This window comes from Levilactobacillus enshiensis (assembly GCF_007115095.1).
Taxonomy (GTDB): domain Bacteria; phylum Bacillota; class Bacilli; order Lactobacillales; family Lactobacillaceae; genus Levilactobacillus; species Levilactobacillus enshiensis.
In genome coordinates this window covers 16,986-43,624 of sequence record NZ_SULH01000001.1, presented here as the reverse complement: position 1 = coordinate 43,624, position 26,639 = coordinate 16,986, and the positions used below count along the sequence as shown (strand labels likewise).

The following is a 26,639-nucleotide window of genomic DNA, read 5'->3' as shown; positions in this document are numbered from 1 at the left end:
GTCAGGGAGTTATATAAAAATGTCAAAACTAAAACTAAAATTTGCAACACTCTTATTACTATTCGGCTTTTCGTTCGGTATGGTCACTGACGTCGCAGCTAACATTTTACCAGAACAAACAACGACCGCCCAAGCAGCAACGCTTTCCGCTAGTCAAAAGAAGCAAATCGCAGCGATTAATGCTGGCCTGTCCAAGAAGCAAAAGGCCGCGAAGAACTGGATTGCCAAGCGTGAATCCAGCTACCGGTACACCGCTCGAAATGGAAACTGTTACGGTCGTTACCAATTATTAAAGGCTTACTTACACGGCGACCTTTCCCCAGTCAATCAGGAACGGACCGCTAACTCTTACGTTGCCGGTCGTTACGGAACTTGGACACATGCCAAGCGTTTCTGGCAGAGTCACCACTGGTACTAAAATTTAAACATCACGTTCTTGGCTAATCCATTACTTAAGGGTTAGTCATTTTTTTCGGCATTTATTGTTCTCACTTACTGATTCCCGTAAACTAGATTCATCATCTAATTTGAGAAAGAATGGATTACCATGAAAAGACGTCTCATCTTACTAGTCAGTGTACTTCTAGTCGTTAGCCTAGCTGTCAGCGCGCTGGCTTGGCACCAGGCCGTCACGCCGGCTGAACCACATCCCACAACCAAGACGGCACCGAAAAAGCATAACAGTTTGCGGCCACTCACCGTTACTGAGCTTAACCACAACTCGCAGCTCCGGGCGACCTGTATCATTTATTTTGCTGTCAAATACACCAAGTTACAACGTTGGCAGGAATTGTCCGACTTCCAGCTGGGTTGGCAGGTTGAACGCTATCTCACCCACAATCCCGACAAATATCTAGTCTGGCCCGATAAAAATATCACGACTGCTGAAAAGAACCTGGAACCAAACTGGTTTAAGCTCACAGCAACTGGCAACGTCACTTATGACAGCATGATCGTCCATTCCTTCCGCCAAGATCAAACGGCAACGACCACGCTAACCAAAATCACGCGTCAGCTTAACCAAGCTCATAAGATGGCCACTGTTCGCCGCCTCAGTCACAACCTCAGCCAGCTTACCCACCAGTCCAAATAACGATTAAAAAACGGCTACCCAAACCAGGTGGCCGTCTTTTTAATCACTATTCTTTTACAGACTCCGATTCCAGTTCAATTAAACCTTCAGTCCCAGAATTGATCAACGCTTCGATCCGATCAAGCAACATCAGTAACCAGCCAAAGGCAATCACGAAACCAACCATTTCAAACGCCGTCAACGAGAAGTACCCAAAAACTTGAAATAACAGGTCTGCCACGACCAGGGCGATACCGACGCCATAGGACAAATACAAGAAATCCTTCGTAATGTTCGGTAAGAGCCACCGAACACCGATAATCAAAGCAATAATAAAGTAAACCAGGAAAATGGCCACTTCATCATGCAGGTCATGTGAGTTCACATTGTTTGGAAAGACGCCGACCAGTCCTAAATCGACCGCGGTCAAGGTCAGCAGAATGCGCAACACCAATAATCGCCGCGACCGGGGAAAGAATTCGTGTAAACTCACAAATAGATAGTCGATCAACGCAATCATCAGTAATGCCGAAAAAATCAGTGTCGCATTGAATTGCCAACCACTGGAAGCATTGCTAGTTCCTAAAAAACTCAGGTTATGCTGCCACCAGTATTTCTGGTTGTTCACAGCCATCGCAATTACCACGCCACTGATGATCACTAACACGAGCACCGTTGACAACACACCGGCATCCACAATCAAGGCAAAGTAGACCATCGCCGAATTCGTGACCAAGCCAAAAGCAAACATGATAATACTGGCCGTCGCGGTTCCAAAGATTGCCCCTTTAAACAGAACGCCCAGCAACCACATGCTCCCCACCAAAACTAAAGCTAAGATTAAGGCAAATGACAGCACGATCACTGGGAAATTTCGCCAATATATATTTTTCGTGAAGTGATTTTGCGGGTTATTCCGGTCACGAATAAAAAAGCCGGCAAACAATAACGTTCCCATAATAACTTCTAGCACAATAATAGCAGTCGCTAATGACCGGTCTCCCACCAATGGCACGCTGCTCAACCCCTGCCACAAACAAAAAATATAGAATCCAATGCTGGTTAATAACGCCGTTGCAACTGGCCAAATCAGAACTCGATTTTGAAAAAGCTGCAGCCGTGGCTCCTCAAGTTGCACGACTAACCGATCCCGCTTCACCACCAGTTTAACTGGCGTTTTGTCAGTTAGCTTAAGTTGCTCGCTAACTTCTGGCGGTATTTTTAACTGAAAATCCTTACTTTTCATGTTTCCCTCCACTGCCTCATTCCACTATGATTTCCATTATAACAAGTTTTATCACTAGATTGGCCAGCTTGTGATTAATTTTGTGGCGGAGTGGTTTGCTGGGCTACTAAATGTGCTATGCAAAAGGATCATTCTAACAGTTTCATTATGTTTTGTTTAACAGTTTTCATTTCCAACGTTAAGCTTTTCCACCGAATGAACGGATAAACCTAACTAAAATTGTCCAATACGTTAATTAATAATTTGGAAACACAAATATCTACCTTTGCGCTCCATCTGCACACAGAAAATGTGTTCAACCAATTGTTTCACAGCTACGAGTGACAGTACCAATATATTAAAGAGACCAATTCCAAAATGGAATTGGTCTCTTTAACATACATTATTACTTCATCTATTATTTGATTAAACTGTGACTAGCTGTAATAAATCCTCCTTGAACTCTGTAATGTAAAATACCTTTATCAGAGTAATCCCAACCTTTAATCTTTAGCTTTGTTCCTGATGGTACATGACGAAGCTTGTGTTTAAAGTTAGTATCACCATACAAATTAATGGTAGTCTTAGCAGTTACTGACTTAGGCTTATTGACTTTTCCAGCTTGAACATCGTGCTTATTGGCAGAAACATATTGTCCATTAGTTAACTGGAATTTAACGGTCCTCCCCTGATGAACAATGCGTTTAACTTTTAAGAATTGTCCCTGATTGTAATGATGCTTTGCCTTACCAGTCAATTTGGCATTCAAATAAGACTTAATTCCATGAATGTTAATTACCGTTAATAGCTTAACTTTCTTTGTATACTCTGCAGACTGTACGTACTTACTGCTGGCAGTAATATAACCTGTTTTACCATACCCCTTAGAATTCTTATTTAGATCACGCACATGATACCGTAAATGTCCATCTTTAGATTTAGAAATCCCTAATACCTTAAACTCTGGCCGATGCATTCGATTTTGTTTTGTGTAACTAATAATCCTATTCTTCTTAGAAAAGTTTACAGTCTTATACAGTGCAATTCCCTTTAATGCCACAACCTTTTCTAATAATTTATTTCTGTGCTGAACTGGTTGTTCATTTGCGCTAGTACTGTAATGACTTCCCGTACCACTCATCGAATTATTGTGATTACCACCATTGCTTGTAGGTATTGTTGAATTATGATTAGCACCAGTTTCCGTACTTAGACCTGGCTTATTGCCAGTAAGGGTTGGTTTATTAATACCAGTATGTGTTCCTGTTGTATTCCCGCTATTAGAACCTGATCCTGGTTTGGTAACACCTGGCTTATGACCACCATTACTGTTCGAGCCTGAACCTGGTTTATTAGTGTCACCAGTATTAGATCCATCGGTGTGTCCATCATTACCTGATCCTGGTTTGGTGATACCCGGTTTATGGCCATTGTTACTGTTTGAGCCTGAACCTGGTTTATTAGTGTCACCCGTATTGGAACCATCGGTATGTCCACCATTACCTGATCCTGGTTTGCCAGCAGAACCACTCCCCGTATTGGAACCCGGTTTATCTGTATTGCCACTACCTGCAGATGTTCCCGGTTTTTGACCACTATCTTGCATACTATGAGCCGTCAAAGTAGCCTTATCAACTTCCTTATCATCCGGATCACGCGTAATCAAGTTCATCTTACCGCCAACAACTTGAACTGAAAGATAAACTTTTTGTTTCTTCTCCTCTGGCTTCTGAATATAATCCCAGACACTCTTTTCATTAGGTAAAATATCATAAGTCTTGTCACCTGTGTGCCCGGCAGAAATATAGGTAGTCCCATTCTTATTTTCTTTACCGGCAACCAGTGGTTTCGTTCGACCATAGGAATGATCATGTCCACTAAAGACAACGTCAATTCCTAGTTCATCACAAACTGGTGGCAACATTTTATTAAACATCGTTGATCGTGAATCAGCTGGATTTTTATTATATGGTGGTTGATGTGTTGCAACAACTTTCCAAGTTTTCTTAGAATCCTTCATATCTTTACGTAACCAATCTAATTCTTGCTTCATTTCTTCCGCATCATCAGTCCATCCTAACGATGCGATATGCATATTACCATAGTCAACTGAGAACGTTCCCTTTCGGTTAACTGCTGCACCGTTATGGGCTGGTGTCCCCAACATCATCGTTGCTTTACTTCCGTCATCCCCCATATACTCATGGTTTCCCAAGACATGAATCATATCAAGAGAATCATACACTGGATGCTTATCAAACATCTGTGAAGTTACATCAGCTTCATTGAAAATTGACTGATCATCATTAAAATCTCCAACGTGAATTGCAAAGTCAGGCTTGTCTTTTGCCGTTTCCAAGTGCTGAATAATCTTGTCAAAGTCTCCAAGCTGATCACTCGCATTTACTTGTGTATCACCAAAGACATTAAAGCTTAAATGATCACTATCAGTTAGTGTTTTGAAATGACGTGTTTCAGACCATGTTGTCCCATCACCTACTCGATATGTGTAGGTGGTCCCTGGCTTGAGCCCCTTGGCTGTTACACTGTTCACTCGAACTGCCTTGCTATCACTAACGTAGGTAAACACTTTCCGTTCCCCATTATAATTTCTGAATGCCTCATCACCTTTACTCTTAAAGTCAGCATCAGTCGCTACTTGCATAATAGTTTCTGTATTTCCCTTCACGGGATTAGAAAACCAAGTAATCGTTTTCTGTGTAGTAGGATCCTGTGTTGCCCCCGCTAAAAGATTTGATGGCTTTTCATCCTTAACTGGCGTGAACGCTTGTGCAGCTGTTTCAAAACTACTACTTCCGTCTTTAGTTGCTGTCAGTTTAAAATGGCCTTCCTTTTTTGTTAACTTCTCACTCTCAAGATTTCCCTCATCATCTGTTTTGCCAATCTCTTCAGCTTTTCCATCCGCAGAAGTCATAACAATCGTTGCCCCTGAAACCGCCTTTTGATCTGATCCAATAACTTTTAAGCTTCCCTTTTCACCAACAATGTATTGATTCATAACTAATCCATAATCCGCTTGAATTGCTAAGTCACTTGGTTTAGACGAAAAAGTATTAACTATGTCCGCATTGTCATTCAAATCACCAAATTTGGCAGTTCCTGTTACTAATTGGTAGCTTAGTTTCATTCCACTTGGTGTGTTTTTAGGAACGTCAACTGTTATATGGGCAAGTGATCCTTTAACGTCCTTACTGCCTGTAGTATCCTTCACGTGTATCTTCAAAATACCGGATTCTTTATCATAGTCAAAGCTATTGTCTTTTGATTCGTTAGGGAACTCGACACTCTTTACAGGAAATCCTTTTGCTAATTGAACGGTAAACTCACCAGACTTAATATTAGATAGATCATCAGCGTTCAAATCAAAACTTGCCGTTCCACCTAACTTAGTCTTTGAGTCATTCGATGCTTGAAAACTAACCCGTGTTTTATTTCCCGCATGAATTTCAAAATAAGCATCTTTGTCCGTACGGTTCCCAAATCTGTCAAAAATTGAAACGCGAATATGGTGAATTCCATCGGCAAATTGGTAATTTTTAACTGTAAAGTTGCCATCCTTATCATAACTATATCTAGATCCATCAACAGTATAGTCCTTACCGTCAATATAGATTTTGTTCCGATCCCAATCAATACCAGTTGCATTCGGGTCCTTCATATCATCATGAATCTTTGTGGTAATCGTGAGCTTATTTCCAGAATAGCTTCCACCATCAGCAGAAATACTGTCCACAATTGGACTCTTCAAATCATCAACATTTGCCCCATAAACTGCACGAACGTTATCGACAAAAATACTTCCATTACGCATTGCGTGGCCAGCTGTTCCTGATTTCAACAACATTACTCGAACCACTTGGTTAGGGAATGTGGCAAATGGACCTTCATAATTATCTGGAATCTGAGCCTCCACATACTTCCAACCTAACCAATCAATTCCCGTACTTTCATCTGTAAAGTTAAGTGGCTTGGGAGTACCCTTGCCATCATAAATCTGACTTCTTAACCAGTAGCCTTGTGATTCAGGCGTTCCATACACCCACATTCCAATAGCAGTAGGTGATCCTGGAATGTCCTTCTTTTCAGCCGGGCCAGCATATGCACCTAAGGTCGATTCTTTTTGTGCAGTACTAAAACCGAACTTTACTTCAAGCGCATGATCGCCAAATCTGACCTGACCATTCGCTTCACTTGCTAAATCTAACTTATTGACTTCTCCACGCTTTGAACTGTCAACTTTCCAATCACCTAGACCTTTTTCAAAATCATATAAGACTTCTGGCAGCTGTCCAATCTCAACGTCTAGTGAGTTTGACACTTTAGTTCCAGAAATTGTTGCCGTAACGGTCCCCTTTGCATGTCCACTAGCCGTTTCTAATTGATTTTTATCATTCATTTTTCCAATTTCTTTAGGAACATTCCATACAATATCATTTGGTTTCAAAATGACATCGCGGTCTTTATACCGAACTTTCATACCTAAAGAATGTGTCGATCCGGTTTTTAAGCTGACACTCTTGTTTAAGAAATCAATTTCATCTGGTATTGCCACTGTAATGGTAGAACTACCAACCTCTTTGCCACCTTTACTAAGCGTAGCAGTGACATCACCTGGTTTTCCGCTAGAAAGAAATTTCCCGCTCTTTTCATCAATGCTACCAAGTGTCTTGTCATTTATCGACCAACTTAACTCACTTGTTGGTAAGTCCGCATTGTACCCCGCTTTATCTACACCCTTCGCTGAAAAATCTACCTCTGATTTTGGCGAATAGACTTTATCTTTAGGGGTTACGTAAGCACTATTAAACTTATGGTCTGATTCTTCATCAGTCAAAATTAACCAACTATTAGCGACCGTTCGTTCGTCTCCATCAGATGGCCTATTTTTCAGACTAACTGTCTTATCACCAGGCGTTCTCGATAGATACGTTGCCGAACCCCCACTATCAAGATTCAGGGAATCAACAGCTCCTTGATCTTTCATCGTCTGTGCTAGTTCAAGATCAGAAATACCATTAGAATATCCAGACTGTTTACCATCAATCGTTACAAAGAAAACTGTCTTATCCTTTCGAATACCAATAGCAGTTCTGGCTGACCGCTCATCATCCATCCCTTTAAAGTCCTTGTTGATTTCACCATCTTTTACTAGGATTCCTAGACCTCCGAGAGCCTGTTTGAATCCTTGTTCTTTACTCACTTTCAAATATAAATCTTGATCACCAATCATTGGTGTTCCATCCTTAGTAATACCGAAGAAGGACTCCTTATTTCCTGGTTTCTTGTCATGCAGTACTTCACCATTTTTAACAACTACTCCTGAAGGTTCCCCAGTAGTCATACTAAAGAAGTCCGCGTTAACTCCCGCAACAACCTGATGACCATTCTTTTCAGCAGCCTTCACCTGATCAGTTACTTTTTGTCGTGCAAACCCCTTGCCATCATCCGGTGTACCAGCATACAAACTTGCTCCTGTACCTTTTAAATCAACGGATACCGTCTGCATTACAGTTCGTTCACCTTTTGAATTATTATATGTTAATTTTTCTTCGGTGACACCTTTTGCTAACTGCGTATCCGTTTTCTCGATCGTATGTTTTTTACTGGACGTTGTCACACTATTCTCTGTGTCCTTTTTGAGTCCAGTAGCTACCTCAGAAGATAAGACTTGATGAGATACCCCCATTTTCGCCTGTGCTACAGGCGTCATCAATGGCATAAGTACTAAGGCGGTGGTAAGTGCTGCACTCAATTGTCTGCTTCGCTTTGTCACTATTTTTCAAACCCTCTCCATGATTAATTATCCTATCTGGTATAACCCTATAGAACTTTCCCCTAAACGAACCGAAATAGGATAAGACCAAGTTTACCTGAAGGCTTAACACAAATGTGGCGCTTTACTAAGCTTGTACTATTTGACTACATAACCTTTACCTCCCTACAAAAATCGCTATTTGTATAGAAAATGCCTAATAATTATTACAACGTTTGAATATTAAATACATTTAAAATTAGTTTTTCTGAAAGTTATACTACTAATTTAAAATAGAACATTAGCCCAATCCATACCCCATACGCATACCCAGCAATACCAGATAGGTATTAGACATCGTACCGTCATAAGGCTAAACTAATCGGTAGTTACCCTTTGCAATAGAAAGTAAGGATTCTTTACAAGCCAACTGGAAACGCTTAAAATTTCTGTAGAACCAATTAGGAGGATATAAAATGAAATCCACTATTTTTATGAAACCTGGCAAAGTTGAAATCGAAAACATTGATAAACCAACGATTCAGGCACCCGACGACGTCATCATTCACGTTGTTCGGACCTGTGTCTGTGGCTCCGACCTGTGGGCTTACCGCGGCTTAGAAGATAAGGCTGCCCATTCCGAAAACTCCGGTCACGAGGCCATCGGAATCGTCGAAGAAGTCGGGACCGACATCACGACCGTTAAACCCGGCGACTTCGTTATTGCCCCATTTACCCACGGCTGCGGTCACTGTGCTGCTTGTCTTGCCGGCTTTGATGGCGTCTGCCAAAACCACACCGACAACTTCAGTAACGGCGTACAATCCGAGTACATTCGTTTCCAACACGGCGAATGGGCTTTGGTTAAGATTCCTGGCAAGCCAGCCGACTACAGCGATGCCATGCTCAAGTCTCTCTTGAGCCTTGCCGACGTTATGGCTACTGGTTACCACGCCGCCCGCGTTGCTAACGTTAAAACGGGTGACACGGTCGTCGTTGTCGGTGACGGGGCCGTTGGTCTCTGTGGTGTCATTGCCGCTCAAATGCGCGGCGCCAAGCGGATCATTGCCATGAGTCGCCACGCTGATCGCCAACAACTCGCTACCGAATTTGGCGCAACTGACATCGTCTCTGAACGGGGCGATGACGCCGTTGCCAAAGTCCTTGAATTGACCAATGGTGCTGGTGCCGATGCTGTCTTGGAATGTGTCGGGACTGAATTGTCCAACGACACGGCCATGAAGGTTGCCCGTCCAGGTGCTATTGTCGGCCGGGTTGGCCTACCACATGAACCTAAGATGGACATGACCACCTCCTTCTACACCAACACGATCATTGCTGGTGGCCCCGCTTCCGTCACGACCTACGACAAGCAAGTCTTGTTGAAGGCTGTGTTGGACGGCGACATTCACCCTGGTAAGGTCTTCACCAAGGAATTTGCCCTCGATGATATCGATGACGCTTACCAAGCCATGACCAACCGTGAAGCAATCAAGTCACTGATTGTGGTTGACTAATTAACGCTAATCAAAGTAACGCTCAGAACGCCTCCGGGACTGTTCTGAGCGTTTTTTTGACCCTATCAAGCTTCACTGCGACCATTACATATGACAATGAACGCCAAAAAAGTTCCAGAATCACCTTTCGATTCTGGAACTTTCTGTCACCATTTAATGATCAATTCAATCGGTTACTTCAGAACTGCAAAGCCACCAGTCCAGCCAATCTTTTCGCCGGCCGCTAAGGTCATTTGTAAGAAGCCAAAGCTTTCCAGTTCGTGGGCCCGCTTCAAGGAGCCTGCATCAACGAATGCCACGCCGCTATCGGTCAAGGCATCGCCGAGCAATTGCTTAGCAGCGGCATCGTCACCGGCAGCCATCACGGTCGTCTGTGCTTGCCCACTGACCTTACGACTCTGTAAGGTTGCGGCAAAGGTCGTGTTGAAGGCCTTCAGCACCTTAGACTCTGGCAACAATTCGGCAATCTGTGCCGTTGCGGAGCTGTCAGCTGGGACCACTAATTCGTCCCAAGTTTCAAAGTTCAAGGGGTTCGTGATATCCACAACGACCTTGCCAGCTAAAGCGGCTTGGTTGGCCTTAACAATGCTAATTGCGGCTGGGTATGGTACAGCCAAAACAATAATCTCGCCTAAATTTTCAACCGGATCCTTAGAGTCGATAAAGCTAACCTGGTTACCACCCTGTGTAAAGACGTCGCCGATTGCTTGACCCATGTTTCCCTTACCAAAAATTGTAATTGCTGCCATAATGCAGACCCCCTGATTTGTTTTTTTGTATTATTTTTAAGTACACTTTCAAGATACGACATTCCGTTTTAATTGTCAATTTATTAGCTCATATAATCTTTTTGAATGCTTTTTATCTAAAACTGTTATAGAATATAATACAAGAATATGAAGAGAGGGGAACTCATGGCTAACACACAATTCAGCGACACCATTCACGTTCTGGTTTACATCGCCTATTTTGAGGGTAAAAAAATGACCAGCCAGGAAATCGCCAGTAGTCTTGAAACGTCACCCAGTTTAATTCGTAAGATCATGGCCAACTTAAAACGTCACGACCTCCTCGAACCTACCCATGGGCCGACACAGCTCGCCTTATCCCGGAAACCCGATGCCATCACATTGCGTGATATCTACGCCACCTTGCCTAACCAGGCTCCTCTGCTTAACGTTGATACCCACACGTCGCAGAAATGTCCGGTGGGCAAGACCGTACCCAAGGTACTCACCAACTACTACGCCGAGATTCAAGCCGCTGCTGAGGCCAAGATGGCTAAGATTACGTTGCAGGATATTTTAAACGACGTCACGCTACTTCAGCGATTAGAGGCCTAACAAAAAAAGACCGACTCCCCAGCGAAATCGGTCTTTTTCATTATCTCGTTTAGAATTCAGCGTTACCCGGTGTCCGTGGGTAAGGGATGACGTCGCGGATGTTTTCCATCCCGGTCACGTACATCAATAACCGTTCGAACCCGATCCCGTAGCCGGAGTGCGGTGTTTCGCCGTACTTCCGCAGGTCGAGGTACCACTGGTATTCTTCTTGTGGCAAGTTGTGGTTCTTGATCTTTTCAGCCATTTCAGCGTAACGTTCTTCACGTTGACTGCCACCGATCAATTCACCGATCCGTGGAACTAACAAGTCAGCAGCAGCAACGGTCTTGCCGTCGTCGTTGTCGCGCATGTAGAAGGCCTTGATTTCCTTAGGATAATCCGTCAAGAAGGTTGGGCGCTTGTAGACCTGTTCGCACAGGTAACGTTCATGTTCCGCCTGTAAGTCGAGCCCCCAGTAAACGGGAACGTCGAATTTAACGGGTGCCTTTTCCAACTGTTCAATGGCTTGCGTGTAGGTAACTTGGGCGAACTTTTCGTTAGTCGTTTGGTGCAAACGGTCCAACAAGCCCTCATCGACAGCCCCGTTCAAGAAGTCCAATTCGTCCTTCGCATTTTCAAGCAAGTAGTTAACAACGTACTTCAATAGCCCTTCGGATTCATTGATGACATCTTGCAGGTCAGCGAAAGCCATTTCGGGTTCGATCATCCAGAACTCTGAGGCATGGCGCGCCGTATGAGAGTTTTCTGCCCGGAAAGTAGGACCGAACGTGTAAACATCCCGCAAAGCTAAGGCGAAGGCTTCAACTGGTAACTGGCCACTAACGGTCAGGTTCGTTTCCTTCTTGAAGAAGTCGGCGTGGTCATCGACCTTACCGTCTTCCGTCTTGGGCAAGTTGTTCATGTCCAATGTCGTGACCCGAAACATTTCCCCGGCCCCTTCACTGTCACTACTAGTAATGATTGGCGTGTTGACGTAGGTAAAGCCGTGGCCTTGTAGGTACTGGTGAATGGCAAACGCAGCTAAGGAGCGAATCCGGAACACCGCGTAGAACGTGTTGGTCCGTGGCCGCAAGTGGGCCATCGTCCGCAGGTATTCGTAGGAATGCTTCTTCTTTTGTAAGGGGTAATCATTGTCGGAAGAGCCTTCCAACACGATTTCCTTGGCGTGCACTTCCAATGGTTGTTTGGCATCTGGCGTGTACAACACCGTCCCCACAACTTTAATCGTGGAGCTCAAAGGTAACTTGGTTAATTCTGCATAGTTTTCGATGTCGCTCTTCATGACGATCTGCGCATTTTTGATTGTGGAGCCATCGCTTAATTCGATAAACCCGACGCGCTTAGATCCCCGCACCGTCTTTACCCAACCGTGTAAGACAACTTCTTCGCTTTCGGCAAAATGTGTTGCGCCAAATAGATCTTTAACTAAAACTTCTGTCATCATTTATTCTCCTTCTGTGGCCACAAAAAAAGACTCACCATCCCTAGAAACTAGGGACGAAAGAGTCTTCCGCGGTACCACCCAAATTGTTTTTGATTCAAAACCAACTTTAATAAACGTACATGACATACGCACCGCTCAATAACGTTGCGGTAACGGCTCAGCCTACTCTCACACCAGATTTCAGCCGGCAACAAAAATGGGGTTATCCGTATCGGGCGGTTGACTAAGCTCTCACTCTCCTTAGCTCGCTAAACACCCGTGACCGATTCGGCGCTGTCCATTCCTATCGTTTTTAACTTTATTCAACTGTTGTCAGATTAGCACAAATCATGCCGAGATACAATCGCGATTCCTAAATATCAGCGGATCGGTCACAATTCTCATTTCTGCCAACGATTATTGCCGGCATTCTCCTCGACACCAGCTGCGCATTTATCGCCCAACCATCTGAAATGCTCAAGTCACCACAGCAGGTGGAATTTCTGGCAGCCGGAGTGCGCCCAATTTAGACTAATTTAACGGTACGACTGCTTACCAATACTGAGATGAGACCTGAATTTTATCTTTAGTTAAGCAACCGTCACCTGCATCCGACCGTTTCGCTTAGAGTGATACAGATTCTTGTCGACCCGATTGTAGAAATCCATTGGCGACTGGTCATTGCCCGTAATGGCGGAGACCCCCACCGAAATGGAAATTTGGATGACCTGGCCACCTGCATGAATCTCTAAGTGGTTGACCGCCATAAAGATCTGCTCAACGATGGCGTTGGTGCTGGTCACATCGTAGCCCGGGAATAACAGGTTGAACTCCTCGCCCCCGGTGCGATAGAAACGAACATTGGGGTCATTGGCGGTAATTACCGTTTGAACGGTCTCAGCAACCTTGCGCAAAACCTCATCCCCCACCGAGTGGCCGTACGTGTCATTGATATGCTTGAAGTGGTCAATATCAAACATCATCATGGAAAGCGGTGCCCCCGTCTTCGAACTGTCCTCAAAGAAGTGGTCCATGGTATCGGTATAGGCGGCAAAATTTTCCGTCTTCGTCAACGCATCGTGGCTAGCGAACCGCGCTAACCGCACCTTGATCTCGCTGTCATGCGTAATCATCGACACATACGCGTAGAGCAAAATTTCAAAGATGATCAAATAGGCCCATTCTTGACCTAACGTCACCCAGGAAAAATTAAACTTCAACTTCATCCAGAGCCACAGCACCCCGCCGAACGGCACCCCGACTAAAAGGTAGACAGCCGGCGCAATCCGCTGACTACGGTATTTTACGCGAATCACATTTAAAACCCAAAAGAAAATCATCATGGTAAAGGCGTGTCCCCACGACTGCCAATATCCCATCGACCCATTAAAGATCATGTAGATAAACAGAATCGGAAAGAAAAAGTAATAGCGGACGTGAATATTTAAAAAGTACGCACAGAAAATCATCGCAATCAATTGAAAATTCATAAACTGCCAGGAATCATTGGTCCCGACGATAAATGTTTGAATACCAAAGACAAAGACTAGCATGTAAATAATGCCGTACCACGTACTCACATCATCATCCTTAACGTTGATCCGCCTAGCATGAAACCACGACGCAATCCAGTTATAGGAGACCCAGTACAGTGTCAGCACGCCCAGAACGAAGAACACACTGGTAATAAATGGTGGCACCTGCCAATGAGACCATGTCATTAATAAACCCTCTTCATTAAATTTTGCACGTCAACTTCAGAAGCCGTGAAAAGCGATGTCTTCATTTCCATTTGAAGGCACCACTTCCCAATAATATATAGCGAATATAATCCTTTTTATACTCAAAAACTACTACCAGAAAATGAAAAGTGCTGAATTATGTAAACATTGTCAGTAACGAATCTAGTTTAAGTATTAACTATTATCATTTCTTCTGCATTTATACATTAAAAAAGGGAAGCCCTGACAGTCGTCACCACTCCCCCCACACGGTTAACCTTCATCAGGCACGTACATGAGAATATCGCCCGGTTGACAGGCCAACACTGCACACAGCTTCTCTAACGTTGAAAACCGAATGGCCCGCGCCTTTCCGGTCTTCAAGATTGATAGATTCGTCGGCGTAATCCCCACTTGCTCAGCCAGGTCATTACTAGAAATATTGCGTTGGGCCATCACGACATTGAGGGTCAATTTAATCATGATCATTCCCCCTTCACACGGTCAGATCATTTTCCGTTTTCAGTCCCACTGCGCGACTGTACAACGCATAAATAATCGTCAAAATTAATGGCCCAATCAGGCTATTGCCCAGATCTGACCAGTTTGCAGAAAAGGTGCCATTGCCAACCCGACCTAACCAACTCGTCGTCAATTGATTGGCCACGGCTAAGCAGAAGGTTCCCCCAATTTGCCAAAATTGCGCAGTGACCATTTGGCGTAACGCCACCGCATTTGCTGCTGTGAAATAATCTCCCGTCATCAGGCTGTCCAGAATTTTCATAAATGCCTTTAAGAAGCGTAACTCCCCAATTGTCATCAGTACAATCCCAACCGTCATCAAACCGGCATACCCCCAGCTAGGAAAACTAGCCACCACCGCCGCCGAGACGGTTGGATGGGCCGTCACGGATAAGAAATTTTGACCATGCAGAATCGTTGTTGCCGTTTGGCCGCGCCAAGCACGATACCAGCTACTTAACGGGGCTAAAAACAAGAAGAAACTGGCTAAGTAAGTCACGTAACACAGTGAGTTCAACGCGCTGATTGCTTTCATTAATTTTTTTGTCATATTCATTCCTCCCCAAGAATTGCGGCTATTGTAGAATATCGAAAAACGATAAGCAATCTTTGTTTGACGAAAACAATTAGAATTCTCGGTGAACAAACAATGGCTCGATCAGGTGGCATCATGAAACGCAAAAAGAGCCGAAATCTCCTCAGATTCAGCTCCCAACGTGTTCCTTTGTCAATTTAGTCGTTACGTGCCTAGTCTCAGTTTCCCTATCGCCGTCGAGATAACCCCCATCATCCGACCGGTACAAGACACTGGGCCTAGTTTTGAAAGTGCCGCTTCGTCACGTCACTGAGTTCCCCAACTCAGTTTCCCCGACGTGGTTCGTCATCCAAGCCTGCAATCCCAAACAGGTTTGGTCTACCAATGAAGCCGCACGCTTTATCGTTACTGTCAATAACTACTGGCACAACCGCTCATCCCCATGATGATTGCACCAAATCTCATTTTCTTTACCCCGATAACCATGTCTACTTCTATTCTGCTTACCCCTTGGCCCCGCACACCGCTGACAACGATCATTCCCCTAAATAATCATTCTCACCAGTGGCTTGTTCGCCACGTTAACGAAAATAAAATCCCTTTCCAATTAACTGAACTTAATTCTACACAGTCATCGGCAGGGATTCTATCTATATTAAAAGAGTTCAAACTGAGAATTTCTCAGAAACGGTTACCGTGGCAAGGTCACCACAAAAATACTTCCCTGTGGCTGATTGTCCCGCACCTCAATCTGGCCGTGACTTAGTGTGACCAACTGTTGCACGATGGCTAGACCTAACCCATTGCCAGCGATGCTGTTGCGAACGCTGCTGGCGCGGTAAAAGCGTCCAAAAATCAATTTCTTTTGCTCATCTGGTACGCCCATTCCCTGGTCAGCAACAGCCAGGGTAACGGCTTGGTCATTCGTTGTCAAACTGACGACAATTGGCGCCTCCGCTGGCGAATATTTCTGGGCATTGTTCAGTAGGCTAACCAGAATCTGTTCAACGCTATCCTGATGGGCTTGCGCCGTGACTTGCGGCTGAATCTGCGTCACGATTGCGCGCGCCATAGATTCACCATAATGCGTGGCGGTCGCCTGGACCACCACACTCAGGTCAACAGCCGTCGTTTTCAACTCCAACTGGTTGGCCCGTGAAAGTTTCAATAGACTCTCCACCAGCCGTTGCATGCGTTCCGACTCCTGATCAATGTATTTTAAGGCAGTCGGAATGACCTCCGGATGGGCCGTCCCACGCCGATCAACCAACGATACGTACCCCCGAATCGTCGCAATCGGCGTCTTCAACTCATGTGATGCATTGGAAACAAAGCGTCGATCCGCCTGTTCCTGATCACGCAACGATTGCAGTAACTGGTTGAAGGCCACGGTCAAATCGTGGACTTCCTGAGGTGAATCCGGCACCGGCAATTGCCGCTCATAGTTATTCGAAATATCTTCATTGATGACCTTCGTCGTGCCCGTCAGCTCAACTAATGGCTGATTCAACTTACGGGCCAACAGGTAAATGAACCAGGTGCCAATTATCAGAAAGGCTAACGCAATCAGTAAGATCAAACGGATCAACAACCACAGTAACGCCATAAGCCCATTCAGCTTGACCCAAATATCATACCGCACACTCGGGTCGGTCTTATTGGTCGACAGGTCCGACGCGCGGACGTGATAAAACAAGCCAATTTTCGCGGCATAGCGCGTATTAGCAGTCAGTTGGGTCACCGCCTGCCGGTCCTTAGCCGCCAAAAAAGCCTTGGCATTGGGTGAATACAAGTAGTGCTGTCGTTTCCCCCGTTGGGCCACACTGATACGGACAAAGGTCGTGTCCGTATCCATCCAACTGCCCAGTCGCCACCAATACCAATCATTGCGGTTCGCAATGAAGCTCCGTTTTAGCCCGCGGACGATGCCCAATGCATCGTGGCGCTGGACCTGAAACTGTTTCATCCCGACAACGGAAATGATCACACTGCTTAAAATTACGGTGATGCCAAGTAGCAGTAACGCATAAACTTTGGTAATCTTGGCGGCACTGCTATTAAATATGCTTTTCTTCATCGCCATCGCCCGTCAATCTGTACCCGACACCCCGCACGGTCTGAATCAGCTGTCCAGAGACGCCGGCCTTCAGTTTATTCCGCAGATAGCGAACGTAAACATCCACAATGTTGATCTGCCCCTCGAAACTGGTTCCCCACACGGCATCCAGCAAGTCATCACGGGTCATGACCTCATTCTCATGTTGCATAAAGACCAGCATCAGGTCGAATTCCCGTTGGGTCAACTGAATCTCCACATCGTTGCCAAAGACCTGCCGCGTCTTGGTGTCTAGCGAGATGGGTCCCACCCGGAATTTCTTGTCATTGATATTCTTAACAACGTTGCGCCGTAAAATGACGCGAATCCGGGCTAACAGTTCTTCCGTTTCAAAGGGTTTGGTGATGTAATCGTCGGCCCCAGCATCCAAGCCGGAGACCTTGTCCCCCACGTAATTTCTAGCCGTCATCATCATGATGGGCACGTCATAGTGGCGCCGAATCTTACGTAAAACGCCCAGGCCATCGATTCCCGGTAACATCCAATCTAAAATGATCAGCGAAATCTCCGCCTGATGCTGCGCAAACTGCTTCAGGGCGTCCTCACCGCTTGCACAGGCAATCACGGTGTACTCTTCAAACCCGAGCTCGGCACTCAGTAGCGTCCGCAGCCCCTCTTCATCTTCTACTAAAAGTATGGTCACTTTCAAACTATGGCTTCCCCCTCGATAACTGTCATTTCAGTTATACGTGTTAATGGGTTTATTCTACCATCTTTTAGCCGACTAACGAGTCGCTCACTGACTTTCTAAACCAATTCTAAAAGAGTCATCGTGCTAGACTTGACCGGTCGGTTGGCGCCCCAACCGATATGCGGACACCCCCCGACCAATGACCAGGAGTGCCAAAATAACTGGTTGATACCATGCAAAACCCCAGAGTGGCACCAGGACAACCTGTATCACAACAGCCAAGACGACATCCACCGCCCCCTGCCACAGCCAACTCATCGCCGTATAGCGGGATTGGTGATACCGTCTGTCGCCGACCCAAATCGCGACTAGTAGGATCAGTCCTACCCAACTCAATAAGCCGTGATAAGTGCCCGTGCGAAACACCCAGCGCAACCACAATAAATAACCGAGCAACAAAACTGTTCGTATGACCAGCCACCACTTTGCCATCATCGACTTCCCTTCATCACCTACTTAAACAGCGACCGTCCAACGTCCTGACTAAACACGATCAAGGCAAAGCCAATCAACGCCGCTGTCGCTGCAACTGTCTCCTGAAACATCATCCCGTAAAGAACAATCACGATTCCGAGAATCGCCAACAGATCCCCCAAAAAGCTGTGCCGCCGCATGTTCTTTTGCATCTGCCATTCCCCTTATCCCCAAGGATTAATCACCCGTTATTTGTTAATCCCAACTTTAGCAGATGTCGCCGACAGGTCAAACCAAAACGTCTTACAAATATTGTTATATCAACGATTGCCGCCACTCGGCCATTTTCAATGGTCCAGATTTTCCCACAACTAGTCAACTGAATTCATGAAGACCCGTAAATCGTCCGCTAGCAAAAATATTGATACCACCCGCTTCCACGATAGTTTATAATGAAACAGATTGTGTACCGGCCCAAAATAGCTGCCTAAAAGGAGGGGTTCCATGCGCGCAACGCTCCACAACGTGACCCTGGCTTACGATCCACCTGCCACCATACTTAAAAATTTTACCTGTACCATTCCGGACGGCGAGCTAGTGGCCCTCCTTGGCCCTAGCGGCAGTGGGAAGTCGACCATCCTCAATCTACTGGCGGGACTCCTGACCCCCGATGCTGGTCAGATTCTCTTCGACCAGACCGACGTGACCCGGCAAGACAGCCGCCACCGCAATATTGGGATGGTCTTTCAGGACTATGCACTCTACCCACACCTCAGCGTGAACGACAACATCGCTTTTCCCCTGAAAATGGCCCACGTAAAAAAGGCGGCTCGTCAACAACGCGTCGCCGAGTTAGCTGATCTGGTCCAAATCACCGATCAACTTGCTAAATTGCCACGTGAACTTTCCGGCGGCCAACAGCAACGCGTCGCCCTGGCCAGAGCCTTAGCTAAACATCCCCAGCTTTTATTACTCGATGAACCGCTCTCCAGCCTCGACACCACGCTGCGCGAAGAACTGCGTACGGTCATCCATAATGTACAGCGGGCCACCGGCGTCACGACCCTCTTCGTCACCCACAATCAGGAAGACGCCCTGCAGATTGCCGATCACATCATGCTACTGGCAAATGGTCAACTGCAACAAGTTGGCACGGGCCACGACCTCTACGCCCAGCCCCGAAATCTGACGGTGGCGCAGTTCATCGGTCGGCCGCAGCTCAACTTGTGGCCAGTTGCTACCCTGCCAACACCACTGCGCGCCAGTTTACCAGCAGCCGTGTTGGCACAGGCCACGACCCTCGGCATCCGCAGCGAGGCCTTACAGTTAGCCTCGGCACCCACTGAGGCTCAGTTCACGGCAACCGTCATTCAGCAACGACAACTCGGCCGCGACACGCTGACTAGTCTCCAGGCCGCGCCCCGTCTCGTCAGCACCGCCATTCCGCGCACTGACCGGTCAACGCTGCCTATCACCGTTGACCGTCAAGGTTGCCTGCTCTTTGCGGCGACCGGTGATTGTCTCTGGACGGGGGCGGACCAATGATCAATTCCCGTCCCACCCTCAAGTCAACGTTGCGGGCCGCGCTCTACCTAGCACCGCTGCTCATCATTACCTTGATGTTCACCGTTTGGCCACTGATCAACGCCTTGCTGATGAGTAGTTATACCAAATACAATTACTATACCAATCAGGTCCGCGCGTTGGGCTGGGCAAATTTCGCCTACCTCTGGCACGACCCGACCTTTCATCTGGCTGTCCGTAACACCCTGATTCTGGTCCTGCTGGTCATGCCGATCACGGTGGCCCTATCCCTGCTGATTGCGCTCGGCCTTAACCGCAGTGAACGCTTGGCTGGCCTATTACGATCCATCTACTTTCTGCCATTCGTCACCTCGACCGTTGCCATTGGTCTCGTCTGGAATTGGATCTTTCGTCTCGACGGTGGCCTGCTAAACGCCATTTTGGAAAAATTCGGTCTGCACGCCATCGACTGGCTCAATGACCCCCGTTACGCATTGTTGGTCCTCAGCATGGTCTGTATCTGGCAGGGACTGGGCGTCAATATCATTTTATTTTTAGCCGGTCTCAACCACCTCGACCAGCGTTACGCGCAAGTTGCCACACTGGACGGCGCCACTGCCTGGCAGCGATTCACTAACGTCACCTGGCCCCTCCTGCTGCCGATGACCGTGCTGATTGTGATCAACACCAGCGTCACCAATTTTAAAGTGTTCGACCAAGTTTACGCGCTCTTTCACGGCTCAGCTGGTCCGGGCAACGCTGACCTCACCATGATGTACTACCTCTATCAAAAATCTTACGTCGAAAATCAGGTCACCATCGCTGCAGCTAGCGGCCTAATCCTCTTTCTCTTTGTTGGTAGTTTGACGCTCCTCACTTATGGCATTTACCGGCGGTTAGGGCGGTGGTCGCGATGACGAAGCGCCTGCTAAACGGTACTCGCATTCTCTGCCTGTTGCTGGGGGCGGGACTCATGTTGCTCCCCTTCATTTGGATGCTACTGACCAGCCTGCAACCCGCCAGCACCACGCTCAGTGTGCCGACCCACTGGCTGCCACAAGCCCTCCAGTGGGACAACTACCACCGCATCTGGCAGGCAGCGCCATTTGCGCGCTACTGTCTCAACTCCCTGCTGGTCACCAGTGTCACAACGGCTGGCCAACTGCTCACCAGCATTCTGGCCGCCTTCGCCTTTACCCATCTTCAATTCTACGGTCGCCGTATCCTCTTTGGCCTGCTGCTGGCCCTGATGCTGGTTCCCGGTGAGCTCCTGCTGATTCCCAACTTCGTCACCTTGGCGCACCTCCACTGGATCAACACCTACGCCGCCCTAATTGTGCCGTGGCTGGCTAGCATCTTCATGTTCATCACGCTGCATCAGGCCTTCCGCGCACAGCCCAAGACGCTGTATTACGCGGCCCACATCGACGGTGCCAGCGACTGGCAATACTTGTGGCACGTCCTGGTTCCCACCAATCGACCCGTCATTACGGCCGTGGCGTTGCTGCAGGTCATCGGCTCGTGGAATGCGTTCATGTGGCCCCTAATCGTCATCAACGACGACCGGTTACGTACGCTCCCCGTGGGCCTCATGGCGTTTACCAGTGAACAAGGCACCAACTATCCCCTGTTAATGGCAGCGACCGTCTGCGTCATTCTCCCCTTGATTCTGCTCTACTTCGGGCTTCAAAAATATCTAGTTCTGGGAATCACCACCTCCCAATCGAAAGGCAAGTCACTATGAAATTATTTCGTTACTTCTTAACCAGCCTCAGCGCCATCCTGCTTTTGGGGGCATTGAGCGCCTGTTCTCAGCCAAAAGCGGCCACCAGCAAACGCGTGACCATTACCTTCTGGCACGGCATGACCGGTGATCACCAGCAAGCACTTAACAAAATGATTCAGGATTTCAACCAGTCGCAGTCGACCTATAAAGTCGTTGGCAGCTCAGAAGGCAACTTCGGCAACGTCCAGCAAAAAATTACGGCTGCGGCCAAATCGCAGACGCTGCCAACTATGGCGCAGACGACCTACACCAACGTTCCCGACTACGTTCGTGGCAACTTTATCGTCCCGCTGAACGCCTACGTTGACCCGGCCAAGCTCAATCAGGTGGTCCCCAGTCTGCGCCAATCCAGCCAATATCAAGGGAAAACGTACGCTTGGCCATTTTCCAAGTCAGCACGGATTCTCTTCTACAATCGCGATTTACTCAAGAAAAATGGTTTCCGGGTACCCCGAACTTGGGGTGAACTCCAACGAGAAAGTGTTCAGGCCAAAGCCAAGGGATTGACCGGCCTCGCCCTCGACCAGAGTTTCACGGCGGAACTGAACAATTTAGCCATGCAAGCTGGGACGCCGCTAATGACCCCGCATCCCCAGTTGACCAATCCACGAATGGTAGCGGCAACCCACGTGCTTACGGACATGCTCAAGCAAAAAACGGCCACGACGGCGGGCACGGACGGCTTTGGCAACGTCAAATTTTTCAAGGGCAAGACCCTCTTCTATAGCGGCTCATCCGCGGCCCTTGGCATCATGACGGCTAGCACGCCCAAGGGTCTCCACTGGAGAACGGCCGTCCTCCCCAGCTATCGTGGAAAGTCTGCGACTAGTATTGCTGGCAACGACCTCGTGCTCTTCAAGTCGGCATCCCAAGCTCAACGCAAGGGCGCCGCGGCCTTCATGCAGTTTCTGTTGACCAACCGCGAAACGGTAAAGTGGGCCAAGGCCACGGGCTACCTGCCACTGACCAAGACGGCGTTGCGGAGCCGAGGCTACCGTCAATATTTAGTCCAAAATCCAACGGCGAAAGCGGCGGTCAAGTCCCTGCCAATTGGCTTCCAAGACAAAACCTTCTCCGGTTACAGCACCCAGTTGAATGCGGTCAACCAGACCGTCAGCCAATTGAGTACGCTGGAAGTGACGCCAGAGAAGGGCCTAGCTCAGTTGCAGGCCCAATTGAAACGTACTCAAAAATAAACGACCAAACACAAACAGGACAAACCTCCCGCATGAAGGTTTGCCCTGTTTTATTAGGATCATCATTTTAAGTCGATTGCTTAGAGCGACGTTGTAGCAGTATTGTTTGCCTATTTCTTGTTATTCACTCTCGACCCGTAACACGATTTCTTTAGGATCGAAGTGTTTGGCCAACTTCTTCGATTTTTTCCTTACTTCTAGCTAACCCAGAGTCTGAATTAAGCCCCCAAGAGTTGTTCCAAATGTTGTTACTTTAGTTGCTGACAAGTCCTGATTATCTCCTGTAACTTGTAGGTTTTCTATTTGACTAGCCATTGCAGCTAAATCTGCATTTTGAGATTTGCTAAACCGACCTTCAAACAAATTGTAAACCTTTAACATTGCTGTTCTGTCCAAATTAATTTCAGCTACGTCGCCGTCGTATTCAAAAAAGGCATATGTTAGTTGACTGCCCATATCCTTATAGCTATCATAATTTTCACTTGTTGAGTCTTGGATTTGTTCACTAGCCGACATCATCGCCCGGTTAAACGAAACGGAATCGTTGGCTAAAATCTTAGCTTTATTCACCGGTGCCTTGCCCGCGGTCAAATACTTCTTATAGATCCAACCAGCCTTATTGCCCGCCTTGACGTAGGCCAAAGTCCCCTTCTTGCCGTTGTTCTTAATAACCGCTTGCTTCGTCACGTACCAAGTCGTGTACTTATAATTTTTCATGACGTAGTGACGCTTGTTCAGCTTGGCACTCGTGTAAATGTTTCCCTTTTTCCCGTGGTAGGCCTGCTTCGCCACGCTGGTCGTTGAAATGACCTTGACACGACTCTTGGCACTAGCCGATGTGGTTGCAGCTGGTACGACTAGACCTAAACTCAACGTTGCTAAGACACTTGCTTTAACAAATTTTTTCATCATATTATTTCTCCTTTAGGATGTTAATTCTAAGACCACAAAACGGTCCCTTTAGGGTTAAAATGCTTGGCCATTTGCTTGGTTGGATAGGAATAACCCCAAACTAATGGTGCCGAATTGGAGTAAATTTCCTTAAGCACCTTAACTTTCTTACCTTGATAAGTCTTCGTAACAACTTGTTCACCCTTCATACTACCAACGTCATTCAGGCTCTCCCAGTTGGTCTCAAATCCCCACCAAGGACCTGTGCCAACGACACCTTTGTTCGTACGGAAGGCGTAGATCCAATTTCTATTTTTCTTAGTGACTTTCGGCCATTTTTTCTTTGGATTAACGTAATGGAGCTTGTCCCCATCATTAGTCTTAGCCGTAATCCGTTCCTTGACGTAGTGGCCTTTCTCGTAGCGATACCAAGTCCGGCGCATATTCTTGGGGTATGCTTTAAGCATCGTTTTGTTGGCCGCATGGGCGGTGGCTGCAGGAGCCACTGCTACTAACGAAGCGCCAAATGTGGTTGCTGCCAGCAAAATACTGGTTGCTTTAAGTAGTTTCACTATATTTTTCTCCTTTAGTAAGCGACGTTCTTGTACAATTTCTGTAAATGCTGTTTATCCAGCCTCGTTGGCTTAGCAGGCGCCTTCTTCCGCGGGCTCAAGATACTGTTGGCCTTTTTACTGGTTGGCTGTAATCCCAGGAAGATGCCGATGGCTTTGTTTGCCATTTTAGGGGTATCGGCCTTTTTGATAACGCGCCGATTCATGTCCAATTTGTAGGTTGAAAAGACGCCTGTCTGCGTGTAGGTCGTCCGTTGATCCGTCTTGAACACATTCTTTTTGTTCTTCGACGTAAATGTTCCTAACTGAACGGTTGCCGTTTCCGTAGTTGGGACAAAACGAACGACGTGGAGTTTCCCCCATTGCTTGAGCGCATCAGTCCACGCCTGCCGGTAAGTCGGACTCGTCGTCACAATCTGATATGTAATCGTCCGGCTTGGCAAATGTGAATCTTTTTTAGCTTGTGCATTAACTGGTGAGCCAAACCCAATCACCAAAAGGCCAACCACGACAGCCATGCCCATCATGAGTTGCTTAACCCATTTTTTCACTTCAGTTCTTCCCTTCTCAAATTATTCAATCAATTTCTTATATTATTTCTCCTCCATTTTACTTATCTGCTGCCCACAAAACAGTCCCTTTAGGATTGAAATGCTTTGCGAGCTTCTTCGAGGTGTAAGAATACCGCCAAGTGGCTGGTTGCGAATTCGCATAAAGTTCCTTAAGCACCTTAATTTTTTTGCCTTTATAGGTCTTAGTCGTCACTTTTTGATCGAACAAAGCACCAAGATCATTGACCGTTGTCCAGTTTTCAGATTTGATTGATCCCCAAGGGCCAGAACCAATTACACCGTTATTCATCTTATAAGCATAGGCCCAATATAGATTTTTCTTGGTGATTGTTGGCCACTTCTTATTCGGATTGAAGTAATGTAACACGACACCACTATTCTTTTTAGCGGTAATCTTCGTCGAAACATACTGGCCCTTTTCGTAACGATACCAAGTCCGCCGCATATTCTTCGGGTATGACTTCAACATCGTTCTTTTTGCCGCATGGGCAGTGGCTGCAGGAGTCACTGCTACCAATGCAGCACCAAAAGTGGTTGCTGCCAGCAAAATACTGGTTGCTTTAAGTAATTTCACGATAATTTTCTCCTTTAGTAAGCGACGTTCTTGTACAATTTCTGTAAATTCTTCTTATCGCGTTTCGTTGGTTTAGCAGACGAAAAGGTCGTTGTATTCATCACACTATCAAACTTATTCGGATCACTCGATGTCTTCAGCCCCATTACATCACCGATGGTACGCGTTGCCAGTTGAACCCGATCACCTTTGTCAAAATACCAGGATTTCATGAACTTGCGATACAGCTGAATTTTATAAGTCGTACGCTGACTAGGTGCATCATCATCACCTTCATCTAAAATCAGCATGTAAGAAGATCCCTTGTCGCCCGGCGTAGTCGTCATCTGAACATCTGGCATACCCGCGTTAGCGTCTGCCTTGACTAGCTTAACCACCCGCAAGTGATTCCACCGTTTGATTGCCTTCGTCCAGACACTCTTGTAGTAGGGACTGCTCGAAGTGATGCGGTAGGTAATTGTTCGACTGGGAAATGTTCTACTTGCCTGCGCATTAACCGATGTACTAAGGCCAATCAGGCAGCCGACAATCAGTGCTGTGCTCACGATTAATCGTTTTAACCACGTTTCCATTTTATTTTCTTCCTTTACTGTTCCTAGCGCTTAGTAAGGAACACCTTTATATACTTTCTGTAAATTCTTTTTATCCAGTTTGGTTGGCTTAGATGGTGCCTTCTTCCCTGGTTTCAGCGCACTGTTCGCCTTTTTGCTAGGTGTCTCTAAGCCAAGTGTGATACCGATAGCACCCATGGCTGTCCTCTTAATGCCAGACTTTTTACCACGCCGGTTCAGGCTAAGTTTATACCTCACAACAATGTCATCTTCAGAGTTTTCCACAATGCTTTGCGTAGTATCGTAATGGTCACTCCTATTATCACTAAGGTTAGCCGCTCCCAATTGAAAATCCGGCTTTGCAGTCCCTGTTGCTGGGACAAACTTGACTACGCCAAGCTTTCCCCACTGCTTCAGGGCATTCGTCCACGCATTCTTGTAAGCCTTGCTCTTCGTCGTAATCCGGTATGTAATCGTCCGACTAGCAAAATGTGGAAGCGCCTCGGCTTGTGCTTTAGCTGGTGAACCAAGACCAACAACCAAGAAGCCGACAACCAACGCCATCCCCAACAAAACTTGTTTGAACCACTTTTTCATTTAAATTCTTCCTTCCATTCTGCA

General features: G+C 46.7%; 25 protein-coding genes. 8 read left to right on the top strand and 17 right to left on the bottom strand.

Annotated features, from left to right (window positions below; all coding sequences use genetic code 11):
• Positions 1 to 19 precede the first annotated feature (19 nt).
• Positions 20 to 418, top strand: a complete 399-nt coding sequence (locus FAY32_RS00175; RefSeq protein WP_143461314.1) for an aggregation-promoting factor C-terminal-like domain-containing protein — start codon at positions 20 to 22, stop codon at positions 416 to 418.
• 129 nt (positions 419 to 547) lie between these two features.
• Entirely contained in the window at positions 548 to 1,093 is a 546-nt protein-coding gene (locus FAY32_RS00170; RefSeq protein ID WP_143461313.1) for a hypothetical protein, read from the top strand.
• Between the two features lie 46 nt (positions 1,094 to 1,139).
• Here FAY32_RS00170 and FAY32_RS00165 read toward each other — a convergent pair whose 3' ends face one another.
• Positions 1,140 to 2,318 (bottom strand): DUF998 domain-containing protein, encoded by a 1,179-nt coding sequence (locus FAY32_RS00165; RefSeq protein ID WP_143461312.1) that lies wholly within the window; start codon positions 2,316 to 2,318, stop codon positions 1,140 to 1,142.
• Positions 2,319 to 2,715: 397 nt separating this feature from the next.
• Entirely contained in the window at positions 2,716 to 8,070 is a 5,355-nt protein-coding gene (locus FAY32_RS00160; protein WP_143461311.1) for a phosphodiester glycosidase family protein, read from the bottom strand.
• Positions 8,071 to 8,546: 476 nt separating this feature from the next.
• Here FAY32_RS00160 and FAY32_RS00155 point away from each other — a divergent pair, with 476 nt between their 5' ends.
• Positions 8,547 to 9,587 (top strand): zinc-binding dehydrogenase, encoded by a 1,041-nt coding sequence (locus FAY32_RS00155; RefSeq protein WP_143461310.1) that lies wholly within the window; start codon positions 8,547 to 8,549, stop codon positions 9,585 to 9,587.
• 173 nt (positions 9,588 to 9,760) lie between these two features.
• Here the strand turns inward: FAY32_RS00155 and FAY32_RS00150 are convergent, their stop codons facing one another.
• Positions 9,761 to 10,336 carry an NADPH-dependent F420 reductase gene (locus FAY32_RS00150; RefSeq protein WP_143461309.1) on the bottom strand — a complete coding sequence of 192 codons (576 nt, stop codon included), beginning with the start codon at positions 10,334 to 10,336 and terminating at the stop codon, positions 9,761 to 9,763.
• Between the two features lie 165 nt (positions 10,337 to 10,501).
• Here FAY32_RS00150 and FAY32_RS00145 point away from each other — a divergent pair, with 165 nt between their 5' ends.
• Complete coding sequence (locus FAY32_RS00145; RefSeq protein ID WP_143461308.1) at positions 10,502 to 10,930, top strand: Rrf2 family transcriptional regulator; 429 nt, start codon at positions 10,502 to 10,504, stop codon at positions 10,928 to 10,930.
• A 49-nt stretch (positions 10,931 to 10,979) separates the two neighbouring features.
• On the opposite strand, the gene asnS is transcribed toward FAY32_RS00145, so the two are convergent.
• The 8 genes from asnS to FAY32_RS14570 form a co-directional block, all read right to left on the bottom strand.
• Positions 10,980 to 12,371, bottom strand: a complete 1,392-nt coding sequence (gene asnS, locus FAY32_RS00140) for an asparagine--tRNA ligase (protein ID WP_143461307.1) — start codon at positions 12,369 to 12,371, stop codon at positions 10,980 to 10,982.
• Between the two features lie 572 nt (positions 12,372 to 12,943).
• On the bottom strand, positions 12,944 to 14,074 hold the full coding sequence (locus FAY32_RS00135) for a GGDEF domain-containing protein (protein ID WP_143461306.1): 1,131 nt from the start codon (positions 14,072 to 14,074) through the stop codon (positions 12,944 to 12,946).
• Between the two features lie 273 nt (positions 14,075 to 14,347).
• A complete protein-coding gene (locus FAY32_RS00130) occupies positions 14,348 to 14,557 on the bottom strand; it encodes a helix-turn-helix domain-containing protein (RefSeq protein WP_143461305.1) in 210 nt (69 codons plus the stop codon).
• Positions 14,558 to 14,570: 13 nt separating this feature from the next.
• Positions 14,571 to 15,146, bottom strand: coding sequence for a DUF2975 domain-containing protein (locus FAY32_RS00125; protein WP_158727515.1), 576 nt, complete (start codon positions 15,144 to 15,146; stop codon positions 14,571 to 14,573).
• 676 nt (positions 15,147 to 15,822) lie between these two features.
• On the bottom strand, positions 15,823 to 17,208 hold the full coding sequence (locus FAY32_RS00120; RefSeq protein WP_158727514.1) for a sensor histidine kinase: 1,386 nt from the start codon (positions 17,206 to 17,208) through the stop codon (positions 15,823 to 15,825).
• Entirely contained in the window at positions 17,189 to 17,896 is a 708-nt protein-coding gene (locus tag FAY32_RS00115) for a response regulator transcription factor (protein WP_143461302.1), read from the bottom strand. Before FAY32_RS00115 ends, FAY32_RS00120 begins: the two co-directional genes overlap by 20 nt.
• Positions 17,897 to 18,022: 126 nt before the next feature.
• The gene (locus FAY32_RS00110; RefSeq protein ID WP_158727513.1) at positions 18,023 to 18,373 is read right to left on the bottom strand and encodes a hypothetical protein; all 351 of its coding nucleotides are present in this window, start codon (positions 18,371 to 18,373) and stop codon (positions 18,023 to 18,025) included.
• A gap of 17 nt (positions 18,374 to 18,390) precedes the next feature.
• Positions 18,391 to 18,564, bottom strand: a complete 174-nt coding sequence (locus FAY32_RS14570; protein ID WP_158727512.1) for a hypothetical protein — start codon at positions 18,562 to 18,564, stop codon at positions 18,391 to 18,393.
• A gap of 292 nt (positions 18,565 to 18,856) precedes the next feature.
• Between FAY32_RS14570 and FAY32_RS00105 the strand changes: the two genes are divergently transcribed.
• The 4 genes from FAY32_RS00105 to FAY32_RS00090 are packed head-to-tail and all read left to right on the top strand — an operon-like array spanning position 18,857 to position 22,858.
• Positions 18,857 to 19,897, top strand: coding sequence for an ABC transporter ATP-binding protein (locus tag FAY32_RS00105; protein WP_143461300.1), 1,041 nt, complete (start codon positions 18,857 to 18,859; stop codon positions 19,895 to 19,897).
• Positions 19,894 to 20,793 carry a carbohydrate ABC transporter permease gene (locus FAY32_RS00100; RefSeq protein WP_143461299.1) on the top strand — a complete coding sequence of 300 codons (900 nt, stop codon included), beginning with the start codon at positions 19,894 to 19,896 and terminating at the stop codon, positions 20,791 to 20,793. Before FAY32_RS00105 ends, FAY32_RS00100 begins: the two co-directional genes overlap by 4 nt.
• Entirely contained in the window at positions 20,790 to 21,620 is an 831-nt protein-coding gene (locus FAY32_RS00095) for a carbohydrate ABC transporter permease (RefSeq protein WP_143461298.1), read from the top strand. The genes FAY32_RS00100 and FAY32_RS00095 overlap by 4 nt, the downstream gene beginning before the upstream one ends.
• Entirely contained in the window at positions 21,617 to 22,858 is a 1,242-nt protein-coding gene (locus FAY32_RS00090) for an ABC transporter substrate-binding protein (protein ID WP_143461297.1), read from the top strand. Before FAY32_RS00095 ends, FAY32_RS00090 begins: the two co-directional genes overlap by 4 nt.
• A 201-nt stretch (positions 22,859 to 23,059) precedes the next feature.
• On the opposite strand, the gene FAY32_RS00085 is transcribed toward FAY32_RS00090, so the two are convergent.
• From FAY32_RS00085 to FAY32_RS00060, 6 genes are read right to left on the bottom strand one after another with little or no spacing between them, the layout of a single operon-like run.
• Positions 23,060 to 23,770, bottom strand: coding sequence for a hypothetical protein (locus tag FAY32_RS00085; RefSeq protein ID WP_143461296.1), 711 nt, complete (start codon positions 23,768 to 23,770; stop codon positions 23,060 to 23,062).
• A 26-nt stretch (positions 23,771 to 23,796) separates the two neighbouring features.
• On the bottom strand, positions 23,797 to 24,321 hold the full coding sequence (locus FAY32_RS00080) for a hypothetical protein (RefSeq protein ID WP_143461295.1): 525 nt from the start codon (positions 24,319 to 24,321) through the stop codon (positions 23,797 to 23,799).
• 14 nt (positions 24,322 to 24,335) lie between these two features.
• The gene (locus FAY32_RS00075; protein ID WP_143461294.1) at positions 24,336 to 24,872 is read right to left on the bottom strand and encodes a hypothetical protein; all 537 of its coding nucleotides are present in this window, start codon (positions 24,870 to 24,872) and stop codon (positions 24,336 to 24,338) included.
• Positions 24,873 to 24,930: 58 nt separating this feature from the next.
• Positions 24,931 to 25,467 carry a hypothetical protein gene (locus tag FAY32_RS00070; RefSeq protein ID WP_143461293.1) on the bottom strand — a complete coding sequence of 179 codons (537 nt, stop codon included), beginning with the start codon at positions 25,465 to 25,467 and terminating at the stop codon, positions 24,931 to 24,933.
• A 14-nt stretch (positions 25,468 to 25,481) separates the two neighbouring features.
• The gene (locus FAY32_RS00065; RefSeq protein WP_143461292.1) at positions 25,482 to 26,039 is read right to left on the bottom strand and encodes a hypothetical protein; all 558 of its coding nucleotides are present in this window, start codon (positions 26,037 to 26,039) and stop codon (positions 25,482 to 25,484) included.
• Positions 26,040 to 26,069: 30 nt separating this feature from the next.
• The gene (locus FAY32_RS00060; RefSeq protein WP_143461291.1) at positions 26,070 to 26,615 is read right to left on the bottom strand and encodes a hypothetical protein; all 546 of its coding nucleotides are present in this window, start codon (positions 26,613 to 26,615) and stop codon (positions 26,070 to 26,072) included.
• Positions 26,616 to 26,639 lie beyond the last annotated feature (24 nt).